At 38.4% G+C, this 12,153-nt stretch carries 12 protein-coding genes; all 12 read left to right on the forward strand.

The features are described from left to right. The first annotated feature begins 12 nt into the window (after window positions 1-12). The 12 genes from AC1VU3_RS16700 to spo0A all read left to right on the forward strand — a co-directional run bounded on the left by AC1VU3_RS16700 (window position 13) and on the right by spo0A (window position 11,993). The gene (locus tag AC1VU3_RS16700; RefSeq protein WP_480387708.1) at window positions 13-405 is read left to right on the forward strand and encodes an Asp23/Gls24 family envelope stress response protein; all 393 of its coding nucleotides are present in this window, start codon (window positions 13-15) and stop codon (window positions 403-405) included. 463 nt (window positions 406-868) lie between these two features. Continuing rightward, window positions 869-1,246: a transcription antitermination factor NusB gene (gene nusB, locus AC1VU3_RS16705; RefSeq protein WP_480387709.1), complete on the forward strand. Its 378-nt coding sequence runs from the start codon at window positions 869-871 to the stop codon at window positions 1,244-1,246. A gap of 22 nt (window positions 1,247-1,268) precedes the next feature. After that, entirely contained in the window at window positions 1,269-2,120 is an 852-nt protein-coding gene (folD, locus tag AC1VU3_RS16710; RefSeq protein ID WP_480387710.1) for a bifunctional methylenetetrahydrofolate dehydrogenase/methenyltetrahydrofolate cyclohydrolase FolD, read from the forward strand. 59 nt (window positions 2,121-2,179) lie between these two features. Beyond that, complete coding sequence (gene xseA / locus AC1VU3_RS16715; protein ID WP_482984073.1) at window positions 2,180-3,538, forward strand: exodeoxyribonuclease VII large subunit; 1,359 nt, start codon at window positions 2,180-2,182, stop codon at window positions 3,536-3,538. After that, window positions 3,531-3,749: an exodeoxyribonuclease VII small subunit gene (locus AC1VU3_RS16720; protein WP_480387712.1), complete on the forward strand. Its 219-nt coding sequence runs from the start codon at window positions 3,531-3,533 to the stop codon at window positions 3,747-3,749. The genes xseA and AC1VU3_RS16720 overlap by 8 nt, the downstream gene beginning before the upstream one ends. After that, window positions 3,742-4,626, forward strand: a complete 885-nt coding sequence (locus AC1VU3_RS16725) for a polyprenyl synthetase family protein (protein WP_482984074.1) — start codon at window positions 3,742-3,744, stop codon at window positions 4,624-4,626. Before AC1VU3_RS16720 ends, AC1VU3_RS16725 begins: the two co-directional genes overlap by 8 nt. An 85-nt stretch (window positions 4,627-4,711) precedes the next feature. Then, complete coding sequence (gene dxs, locus AC1VU3_RS16730) at window positions 4,712-6,607, forward strand: 1-deoxy-D-xylulose-5-phosphate synthase (protein ID WP_480387728.1); 1,896 nt, start codon at window positions 4,712-4,714, stop codon at window positions 6,605-6,607. Continuing rightward, window positions 6,601-7,419 carry a TlyA family RNA methyltransferase gene (locus tag AC1VU3_RS16735; RefSeq protein ID WP_480387729.1) on the forward strand — a complete coding sequence of 273 codons (819 nt, stop codon included), beginning with the start codon at window positions 6,601-6,603 and terminating at the stop codon, window positions 7,417-7,419. Before dxs ends, AC1VU3_RS16735 begins: the two co-directional genes overlap by 7 nt. A gap of 97 nt (window positions 7,420-7,516) precedes the next feature. Further along, window positions 7,517-7,966 (forward strand): transcriptional regulator AhrC/ArgR, encoded by a 450-nt coding sequence (gene ahrC / locus AC1VU3_RS16740; protein WP_480387714.1) that lies wholly within the window; start codon window positions 7,517-7,519, stop codon window positions 7,964-7,966. Between the two features lie 49 nt (window positions 7,967-8,015). Further along, the gene (recN, locus tag AC1VU3_RS16745) at window positions 8,016-9,728 is read left to right on the forward strand and encodes a DNA repair protein RecN (protein ID WP_480387715.1); all 1,713 of its coding nucleotides are present in this window, start codon (window positions 8,016-8,018) and stop codon (window positions 9,726-9,728) included. Window positions 9,729-9,866: 138 nt separating this feature from the next. Next, a complete protein-coding gene (locus AC1VU3_RS16750) occupies window positions 9,867-10,823 on the forward strand; it encodes a SpoIVB peptidase S55 domain-containing protein (protein ID WP_482984075.1) in 957 nt (318 codons plus the stop codon). 378 nt (window positions 10,824-11,201) lie between these two features. Further along, complete coding sequence (gene spo0A, locus AC1VU3_RS16755) at window positions 11,202-11,993, forward strand: sporulation transcription factor Spo0A (RefSeq protein WP_480387717.1); 792 nt, start codon at window positions 11,202-11,204, stop codon at window positions 11,991-11,993. Window positions 11,994-12,153 lie beyond the last annotated feature (160 nt).

Genomic DNA, 12,153 nt, shown 5'->3' on the forward strand with positions numbered 1-12,153 from the left:
GGAGTGTCTTACATGGCAGAAAATACAGAGCAAAAATTTGTTCAAATGACTCCTGAAGGGAAAGAACATTTAGGAACGATTGAAATTGCTCCGGAAGTGATTACGGTAATCGCAGGTATCGCCACTACGGAGGTAGAAGGAATTGCTGGTACTCGCGGTAATTTCGCTGCAGGTGTCGTTGAACGACTAGGTAAAAAGGTACATGGTAAAGGTATCAAGACAGAGATTACAAATGAAGGTCTTTTCATCGATGTCTACTGCTTAGTAAAATATGGATCGTCAGTACCGACAGTTGCTAAAGAAGTTCAATCACAAATCCGTCAGGCTATTGAAAACATGACTAGCCTAACGCCAAAAGAAGTAAATATTCATATTACTGGAGTACAATTCGAAGCACATGAATAAGCTCTAACAAAGAAGGGAAGGTTTATGACTGAGGTCGTGCCTTCTCTTTTTCTATGGAGAAAAAAAGCTCTAGGCCAAACGTTAGGGCAGTGTACTATGATTTGCGCACTATAAAGCAATTACTGAATCTGTATATAAAAATGTAGCGGCTCAACTTGGTCGATAAAGAGTTGATTGGAATGGAGCGAGGCAGAAGGGAGGAAGGAAAACTAAGGTCGTCACATCGTGTGACAACGTTTTTCCTGACCAACATCCTGTTGGCTTCCGCAGAAAGCGCCCGCCAGTAGTGGAGTTTAACCGACTTTATTAGAAGTGAAAAAAGGATGCCAACTCTACCAATTCTAATTTAGTAATGGTACTATTGGTTTTCTTTGCTTTTTCTTATTTTAAGCTTTTCTTATAAGCACTTTTATAAAAAATATGCTATGATTGTTGAGATAGTTACATTTAAAGGAGAACGTATATGAAACGTAGAAAAGCAAGAGAACTAGCACTTCAAGCACTTTTTCAATTAGATAATAATGATATGACAATAGAAGAAGCAATCAGCCATGTTACCGAGGAACGAGATGAATTTCTAAAACAGCTGGTAGCTGGTACTGTTGAACATAAAGAACAGATTGATGCCTCTTTAATAGAAAAGCTAGAGAATTGGTCCTTAGCGCGATTACCAAAAATTGAGAGAACTGTTCTACGTATTGCTGTTTTTGAATTATTATATCTTCCTGAAACGCCTTCAAAGGTTGTTATTAATGAGGCGTTAGAGATTACCAAGCTATACGGCGATGAGAAATCTAGTCGTTTTGTTAATGGCGTTTTATCAAAGTACACAGAACAATAACCTGTGGTGAGGGGTGTTGATGGTGGCGAATAAGATTATTGATGGAAAACAGATAGCTGCAATAGTAACAGAAAACGTACATAAACGTGTAGAGGCGCTAAAAAATAAGGGAATTATTCCAGGACTAGCGGTAATATTAGTAGGAAATGATCCGGCCTCTCAAACGTATGTCAATAGCAAAGCGAAAACCTGTGAGCGGTTAGGTATGTATTCACTCATGATAAAGTTAGAGGAGAGCATCTCTGAAAAAGAGCTGCTAAAACAGGTAGAACGACTAAATGACAATGAGAACATTCATGGTATTTTAGTTCAATTACCGCTACCACCTCAAATTAATGAAGATCATATAATAGCCGCCATCTCTCCTGAAAAGGACGTAGATGGATTTCACCCTATTAGTGTTGGGAAAATGATGATTGGTCAACCTACATTTTTACCTTGCACCCCCTTCGGAATAATAAAGCTATTAGAGCTTAGTGATATTGCTATCGAAGGGAAACATGTTGTGGTTATCGGTAGAAGTAATATTGTTGGGAAACCAATGGGTCAATTATTATTACAAAAAAATGCGACAGTAACATATTGTCATTCTAAAACGAAAGACTTACATACATATACAAGACAAGCAGATATCTTGGTAGTTGCGATGGGAAAACCCAAGATAATTGATAAAAGCTATATAAAGCAAGGTGCTGTTGTCATTGATGTTGGCATTCACCGGGACAACCATAACAAGCTATGTGGTGACGTGGATTTTGATTCAGTTTGTCAGGTCGCTTCCAAAATAACGCCAGTTCCTGGCGGTGTAGGGCCAATGACCATTGCTATGCTAATGGAAAATACTTGTCTAGCAGCAGAGAATAGAAATAAATAGGATATAGAGCTGTTTTTCATTTGAAAGACAGCTTTTCACTTGCCAAAGGAGTGAGAGGTTTGTCCCATACATACTTAACTGTCAAAGCTTTAACTAAATATATAAAACGTAAATTCGACGCCGATACTCACCTTCGTGACGTATATGTTAAGGGAGAGCTTTCAAATGTAAAAGTGCATTCAAGTGGACATATCTATTTCACTTTGAAGGATGAGTCAGCTCGGCTTACATCCGTTATGTTCGCTATGAATGCTAGATCTCTAAAATTTGTTCCAGAAAGTGGAATGAATGTCTTGGTGCGAGGAGATATCAATGTATTTGAAGCAGCTGGACAGTATCAGCTTTATGCTTCGAATATGCAACCGGACGGAATAGGAGAGCTTTATCTTGCCTTTGAGCAATTGAAAAGAAAACTAGAGGCGGAGGGTTTATTTCATCTGGCAAGAAAAAGGAAGATTCCTCCATTCCCTAAAAAAATTGGGGTAATCACCTCCAAAACCGGTGCAGCTATCCGAGATATTCTTACAACTTTAGAAAGAAGATATCCTATTAGTGAGGTACTTGTATTTCCAAGTATTGTACAGGGACCTCAAGCAGCACCTTCTATTATAAAGTCGATCGAGCATGCCAATCGTATACAGGACATCGATGTATTGATTGTAGGGCGTGGTGGAGGTTCAATTGAAGACTTGTGGGCCTTTAATGAAGAATCAGTTGCAAGAGCAATCTTCCAAAGTAACATACCAATTATTAGTGCAGTAGGTCATGAGACAGATACAACAATTGCAGACTTCGTGGCAGATTTACGTGCCCCTACTCCAACAGCAGCAGCGGAGATGGCAGTTCCAAGTAAAGAAAATTTACTAAAACATGTCTTGTCCTATCAGTCTGCAAGCCTTCACTTTATGACAAAAAAGCTTGAAGACTCAAAAAAACGCTTACAAAGAGCAATGCAATCACCGGTGATGGAAACTCCTGAGAGGCTTTATCGTCCTTTTATAGAAAGGTATGTAAGAGCAGAACAGCAGTTTCAAAGGGAAGCGAATCGAATTGTACAAGAGAAGTCAAGGAACTACCTACAATTAAACAGTAGATTTGAGCAGCTTTCTCCACAGCGTGTTATTACATTGCATACAAATGCCTTAAACACACTATCTAATCAGTTAAAACAAGCGATTACTACTACTGTTGATAAACATACACAACAGTTTTATGGAGCAATTCGAACTCTAGAGGCCTTAAACCCTCTAAAGATAATGGATCGTGGCTATAGTATCACTTATCGCGAAGGAACATTAATCAAATCTGTTCACGAGGTACAAGAGGGAGAAACAATTACCGTCACCGTTTCTGACGGAAAGATAGATGCAGTTGTGAAACATACGGAGACAGAAAGGGGAGCAAAAAAGAATGGATAAACAAGAGATCCCATTTGACGAAGCAATGTTGCAATTAGAAAATATCGTACGTCAGCTCGAGCAAGGAGACGTTCCTTTAGAAAATGCCATTGAGCTATACCAAAAGGGGATGGAACTGTCCAAACTGTGCAGTGATAAACTTCAAAGTGCTGAAAAACAGTTAGTTTCATTTATGGATGAAAATAAAGACGAGGCTCAAAATAATGACTAATAAATTACAAGCATTTATACAAAAAAACCAACCGAAAATAGAAGGAAGACTTACGGAGCTTATCAAGCAAGTAAAGAGCCCGGAAGAATTGAAGAAAGCAATGGACTACTCCCTTCAGGCAGGGGGCAAAAGAATTCGTCCACTCTATACTCTAGCTGTATTAGAAGAGCTTAATGTGAAAAATGAAGATGCCTTAACTGTTGCGTGCACCATTGAAATGATTCATACATATTCACTTATCCACGATGATCTTCCTAGCATGGATAATGATGATTTGAGAAGAGGCAAACCTACAAATCACGTAGTGTTTGGTGAAGCATTGGCCATTTTAGCAGGAGATGCGCTTGTTACGTTAGCTTTTGGTATAATTGCAAGGTGTCAAAACTTGACCTCCGAGCAAAAAGTGCAGCTAATTGACCAGCTCAGCTATGCTGCTGGAGCGGAGGGAATGGTTGGAGGCCAAGTGCTAGATATTTTAAGTGAGGGAAAATCTCTAACAATCGAGGAGCTTGAGGAAGTTCATACGAATAAAACAGGTGCACTTCTTTTATTTAGCGTTCTAGCAGGCGGCATAATAGCGAATGCCGATGAGAATATATTAGCGGCACTTGAAAAATATGCTTACCATATTGGCTTAGCTTTCCAGATACAAGATGATATTTTAGATATTGAGGGAACATCTGAGCAATTAGGGAAAACAGCTGGAAAGGATATTCTTAGTGAGAAGAATACGTATCCATCGATACTTACTTTACCTGGGGCCAAAGAACAGCTTCAAACACAATATAAGCTTGCAATACAAGCGCTAGACACAGTAAACTTAGGAAATGGGCTATTGGTGGAGCTGGCGAATTATATATCGAAGCGTACAAACTAGTGTCCGAAGTTTGTTTTATATCTCTTTATGGTATGATATTACTTAATGCATATAGAGGAAATCTAATAGAAGGTGTGTGATGGCAATGGATTTAACGAAAATTTCTAGCCCATCCTTTTTAAAAAGTTTAAATACTGAACAATTAAAGGAATTAAGCGAAGATATACGGTCATTTTTAATCGAAAAACTTTCTGAGACTGGCGGACATATTGGTCCGAATTTAGGGGTTGTAGAGCTTACGATTGCCCTGCATAAGGCCTTTAATAGTCCAGAGGATAAATTTCTATGGGATGTTGGCCACCAGGCGTATGTTCATAAAATACTGACAGGAAGAGCGGATCAGTTTGATACACTTCGTCAATTTAAAGGTCTTTGCGGCTTTCCGAAAAGAATAGAAAGTGAACATGATGTTTGGGAAGCGGGGCATAGTTCAACCTCCTTGTCTGCTGCAATGGGAATGGCTAAAGCTAGAGACCTGCAAAAAAAGAAGAACTTTGTTGTGCCAATTATAGGAGACGGAGCTTTAACAGGTGGTATGGCGTTAGAGGCCCTCAACCATATTGGACATGAAAAGACAGATATGATTGTTATTCTGAATGATAACGAAATGTCTATCGCTCCAAATGTTGGAGCGTTGCATAACGTTCTTGGGAAGCTAAGAACACACGGTACTTATAACAAGGCGAAGGATGAAATTGAGTCCTTACTGAAAAAAATCCCTGCCGTTGGTGGAAAACTTGCCGGGACAGCAGAAAGACTGAAAGACACGTTAAAATATCTTCTAGTTTCTGGTGCTTTCTTCGAGGAGTTGGGCTTCACTTATCTTGGTCCGATTGATGGTCATAGCTTTGAAGATTTAGAAGAAAATCTCCAATATGCCAAAAAAATGAAGGGTCCTGTTCTCATTCATGTTATTACGAAAAAAGGGAAAGGCTTCAAGCCGGCCGAGCAAGATAAAATTGGTACTTGGCATGGAACAGGTCCTTATAAAATGGAGACTGGAGATTTTGTCAAATCCTCTTCCAAGGCACCTTCGTGGAGTGGCTTAGTTGCTGAAACGGCACGAAAGCTTGCACGAGAGGATGGCAGAATTGTTGCGATTACTCCAGCTATGCCAGTTGGCTCTAAATTGGAAGGCTTCGCATCTGAATTCCCAGAAAGAATGTTCGATGTGGGAATAGCAGAGCAGCATGCTACTACAATGGCTGCTGGATTAGCAGCAGAGGGCATGAAGCCACTGCTTGTCATTTATTCTACCTTCCTTCAACGTGCATATGATCAAGTACTACACGATATTTGTAGACAAAACTTAAACGTTGTAATTGGAATCGATCGTTCCGGGTTAGTAGGAGCCGACGGGGAAACTCACCAAGGGATATACGATATTTCCTTCCTACGTCACATGCCAAACATTGTGATTATGATGCCAAAGGATGAAAATGAAGGTCAGCATATGGTCAAAACTGCATTTGATTATGATGATGGCCCAATTGCTCTTCGTTATCCAAGAGGAAATGGCCTTGGTGTACCAATGGATGAGGAGCTGACGCCTATTCCGATTGGTTCCTGGGAAGTCCTAAAGGAAGGGACGCAAGCAGTCATTCTAACTTTCGGTACAACAATTCCAATGGCTCTTGAAGCAGCTTCAACCTTAGAGCAAGAGAATATCTCTGTAGAGGTTGTGAATGCTCGTTTCATTAAGCCGATGGATGCCAATATGTTACGTGAGATTCAAGCCCGTAATATCCCGATCATTACACTAGAAGAAAGTGCATTACAAGGCGGATTTGGTAGTGCCGTGCTTGAATTCTACAATGAGGAAAATCTCCAAGCAGATGTTCACCGTATGGGTATCCCTGATATGTTCATTGAGCATGGAGATGTGAAGCAACTCCTGGATGAGATTCATATCAACTCGAAGGCAATCGAACAACTAATTAAATCAACACTTAATAAATCAACAAGGTATATATCATCATGAGTAAAGCAAAAGAACGGGTTGATGTTCTACTTGTAGAACAGGGATTATTTGAAACGAGAGAAAAAGCAAAAAGAGCAGTGATGGCAGGTTTAGTATATATAAAGGAAGAGCGTGTCGACAAGCCTGGAGAAAAAATTGATATTACATCTACGCTTACAGTGAAGGGGCAAGTATCTAAATATGTAAGTAGAGGTGGTCTAAAGCTTGAAAAAGCTTTAGAGGAATTTGCGATCCATTTAGACAACCAGATTATGTTAGACATTGGCTCTTCCACTGGCGGCTTTACCGATTGTGGTCTACAAAATGGAGTAAAGCATGCATACGCCTTGGATGTCGGCAGTAATCAGCTTGCTTGGAAGATTAGACAGGACCCGAGGGTTACGGTAATGGAAAAAACCAATTTCCGTTATTCCAAGCCAGAGGATTTCCAAATGGGTTTACCTACCTTTGCCTCCATCGATGTTTCCTTTATTTCCTTAAAGCTTATATTGCCTACTCTTAAAACTATTCTCGTTCCGAACGGAGAAGTAGTGGCGCTTATAAAGCCACAGTTCGAGGCAGGGAAAGAAAGAGTTGGAAAAAAAGGTGTAGTTCGTGATGCAAAGGTACACCTAGATGTACTGGAAGATATAGCAAACTTTGCAGAGTCTATTCATTTTCAAATAAAAAATGCTTCCTTTTCTCCTATTACAGGAGGGGAAGGTAATATAGAATTTCTTTTCCATTTACAAAGCGTTGAAGAAGGGGAGATAACTCCTCATGGCATTGATTTTTCAAGGCTTGTGGAAGAAGCGCATCGTTCGCTAAAATAATCAGCGACTCTTATTGAGTCGCTTTTTTTCTTGTTAGTTTTACAATGTAATGCTAATGTATAAAATAAATAGTATAAATATACAGTGGGGGTACTATATGAATAAGGGACAGCGACATATTCGTATTAGGGATATTATTTCCAATTATGAAATTGAGACACAAGATGACTTGGTAGACCATCTTAAGAATGCAGGCTATAATGTCACTCAAGCGACAGTTTCTAGAGATATAAAAGAATTACATTTAGTAAAGGTGCCACTTCCTAATGGCAGCTATAAATATAGCTTGCCTGCAGATCAACGTTTTAATCCTATCCAGAAGTTGCATCGTGCTTTGACAGATGCGTTTGTTAGCATTGACGGAGCTAGTCACTTCTTAGTGATGAAAACCCTCCCTGGGAATGCTCATGCGATAGGTTCCTTAATTGATTACTTGGACTGGTCTGAAATATTAGGGACTATTTGTGGGGATGATACATGTTTAATATTGTGTCGCACAGAAGCAGAGAGCGAAGAAGTGAAAAAGCGTTTACTAGAAATGCTTTAAGAATTTGGAAGTGAGTTTTTCCTCACTTCCTGTCAAAGAGGTGAGGACAATGTTAAAGGAATTATCCATTAAAAATTTTGCGATAATAGATCAGCTTATAGTCAGCTTTGAAGAAGGCCTTACTGTCCTTACTGGAGAAACAGGAGCTGGGAAATCTATTATCATTGATGCGGTTCATCTCCTTTGTGGAGGGCGTGGCTCTCAGGAGTTTATTCGACATGGGGCAAAAAAAGCAGAGCTTGAGGGACTCTTTATGATCAACAATCCATCCCATGGTGTTTTTCAGAAAATGAAGGATGTTGGAATCGATATCGATGAAGATACTATTATTCTCAGAAGAGATATTAATGAATCTGGTAAAAGCGTTTGTCGTATCAATGGAAAGCTAGTGACCATTGGGATATTAAGAGAAATTGGATCCACTTTAATAGATATCCATGGACAGCATGAGAGCCAGGAACTTATGGATGAAAGAGCTCATATTCATTTATTGGATCAATATGCCGGTGAAGAATTAAAGACAGTAAAGGATGCATACCAAGAATTATACGGAAAGTATAAGAAATGGAAGAAAGAGCTGGCTTCCCTTTCTGCTGATGAGCAACAAATAGCACATAAAATTGACTTATATACCTTTCAGGTGGATGAGATAGAGGATGCAAAGCTGATTGCAGGAGAGGAAGAGCAACTGCAAGAGGAAAAACGTAAGCTCCTAAATTTCCATAAGGTTTTTGATAAACTTAGCAGTGCATATGAAGCAATCCTAGGAGAATCGAAAGGATTAGACTATATTGGTGCAGCGATGGAGGAGCTTCAGGATATTGCGGAAGTTGATAAAACTCTCCAAGAACACAGCGAAAGTGTTGCAACTGCTTTTTATACCTTACAGGACACCTCTTACCAAATAAAAAATCAGCTTGATGAAATGGAATATGATAATAACCAGCTTCAAGTTGTGGAGGACAGGCTAGCCCTTATCCAAACGTTGAAAAGGAAATATGGAAGCTCCATTGAAGAGATACTAGCCTATAAAGATAAGATACAACAAAGCCTGGATCAACTAATGAACCGAGATGTTCAAATTCAAAAAATGGCAGAGAAAATTGAACAGCTAGAGCGAGATTTAGAATTAGAAGCTCAGGACCTATCCGATAAACGGAAAAAAGCTGCAGTACAGCTTAGCAAGGCGATTATGGAGCAATTACAAGAGCTTTATATGGAAAAAGCGACCTTTAGTGTCGTGTTTCAAGAACAATCGACTTCCTCTTATAATGAATATGGACGAGATGAATTATCCTTTTATATTTCCACAAATGTTGGCGAGCCAATGAAGGCGCTTACGAAAATTGCTTCTGGAGGAGAGCTATCAAGAATGATGCTTGCCTTAAAGAGTATTTTTTCAAAGCATCAAGGAATCACCTCTATTATATTCGATGAAGTCGACACTGGAGTAAGTGGACGTGTAGCACAAGCAATTGCAGAAAAAATTGCAGGAATTGCCACTAACTCACAAGTGTTATGCATATCACATTTATCCCAGGTTGCTGCTATGGCAGATCAGCATCTAATGATTAAAAAAGAGGTAAATGGAAATAGAACCTTCACTACGTTAGAAGAAGTAACGAAAGAAAAACGTGTCGAGGAACTAAGCAGAATGATGTCTGGGGCTGAAATTACGACAACCACTCTCCAGCACTCAAAAGAGCTATTAAAATTAGCTACAGAACGGAAAAAAGTTTTAAGAAACAATGAAAAGACCTAATGATGGGTCTTTTTTTTGTATGCTATTAATTCAATATTTGACCAAGAGCCTAAGTAGCCCAGCATTTCTTATTAACAATTATTTACCTCACATAGCGTGAGTGCTGAGGGACATAGTAATGATTATGGGAGGTGAATTATGATTAAAAGCTATCGAAAATGGTCGATTATTCCAATAATTTTCTTATCGATTATCTTTTCAAGTGTTTCAGCTTTTGCTGAAGAACATTCACTAGTACCACTTGGTCAGTCTATTCAGATTGACTTAAATTATGGAGCAGTATTGCTTGCGCATGATGTTATGCTTACCGATAATGATTGGCTTCGGACGGGCGATGCTATTCAAAAGGCAGACAACAGAAAAGTAAACAACATAAATGATTTGAAGAAACAGGTAAAGGGTAAAGAACAAATTATTATTCAGTATGAACGCAACAAAAAGATGTATACAAAGAAACTGAATTCCAATCAATTGATGAAGCTCTATCCTTTTTTAAGAGATGCAACGGAAGGGATAGGGACTTTAACTTATTATGATCCAAAAACAAAGGAATTCGGAGCGTTGGGACATCAAATAGTAGACCATGCTTCTGGCTTATCACCTAATTTCTCGGAGGGCTCCATCTATTTATCCTCGATTGAACAAATCAAAAAAAGTCTTCCTGGAAAACCTGGCTATAAAATTACCTCGCATCAAGCTAACGGTATACCAATAGGTGGAGTAAATGAAAATAATGTTTATGGGGTTTTTGGGAAGTTACAAGGTGGTGCCTTCGATGAATTTAAGGCCAAAGAAGTTCCGGTAGCTGAATTAGAAGAAATAAATACAGGAAAAGCTATGATGCGTACATCAATTGATGAGTCAAAGGTACAGGATTTCACAATTGAAATTTCATCTGTAGATGGACACCAATTTCAGTTTACAGTGACGGATGAAAAACTCATCAAGAAAACTGGTGGCATCCTTCAAGGGATGAGTGGAAGTCCAATTATACAAAATGACAAAATCATTGGTGTTGTTACTCATATGTATGTGGACAAACCAAAAAACGGAGCAGCACTTGCGATTACTGAAATGATGAAGAAAAACCCATAGAAATAAAGGGTCGTCTTGTGAGACGACCCTTTATGACGTGAAGTAATTTTCTGTAGGGAACATATGCATATATCTGAAGGAGAAGGGATGTCCCGTGAGTATCTTGCTTATAGGACATCCCTACTTTTTTCGATAATAAAAAAGAGTATGAACATTTTATCGATTTATATCATAACTTTTATTTTTGTCTAGATTATTACAAAATTAACATATACAATAGTAATAAAGAAAATTCGACATTAAAAAAGAAAGAAATACCATTTTGTCGTAATTGGTATTATCTGTAATATTAAAGACTCATTTTTCATTTAATAAAAGGAAAAAGCTGTATTTGAGAGAATATATACAAGTGTAAATAATTTCAAAGGTGGATGAATAATGGAGAAAATTAAAATTGCAATCGTAGACGACAATAAAGACCTAATTAGAACAATGGATAACTATTTCAATCAGCATCCTGAAATTGAAGTTGTAGGAACTGCATCAAATGGGAAGCTTTGTTTAGAGCTGTTAGAAACAATAAAACCTGATGTTTTGTTATTGGATATTATTATGCCTCATTTAGATGGGATAGCAGTATTAGATTCGCTTCAAAAAAATGATAGATTAAAAGATCTTCAAGTGATTATGCTTACTGCCTTTGGACAAGAAGATGTTATGAAGCAGGCGGTAGACCTTGGAGCTTCCTACTTTATGTTAAAGCCTTTTGAATTTGAACGACTTGTTTCCCAAATTACACAGGTTGCAGGCAGAAAAGGTTCTAGTCAAGAGGTACCGGTAAAGAACTCTCCTGAAAAAGAAGCGCTACAAAACAAACGAATGATTGATAATACAATCACCAACTTGATTAAAGAGATGGGTGTTCCAGCACATATTAAAGGTTATTCCTATCTTCGTGAAGCAATTCAAATGGTATATTCGGATATTGAGCTTCTAGGCTCCATTACAAAGGTTTTATACCCTGAAATCGCGAAAAAGTTCCAAACAACTCCTTCACGTGTGGAAAGAGCGATTCGTCATGCAATTGAAGTAGCATGGAACAGAGGAAACTATGAGACTATTTCTAAAATGTTTGGATATACTGTTCATCACCTAAAAAGCAAGCCTACGAATAGTGAATTCATTGCAATGATTGCAGATAAAATTCGCATGGAAAATATGGCTAGCTAACTAACTATATAAATATGACAAAGAAACTAATTACTTAGCATTAGTTTCTTTGTATTTTATCTATTTGCCTTACTCGTTTTATCTTTATCCCGCATTAAGGGCCAGTAAGACTCCCACTTCAAGATGGCAAAAGAAATGAGACAGCTAAGTGGGAGATCAA

This window comes from Psychrobacillus sp. Z16_25, assembly GCF_056856695.1.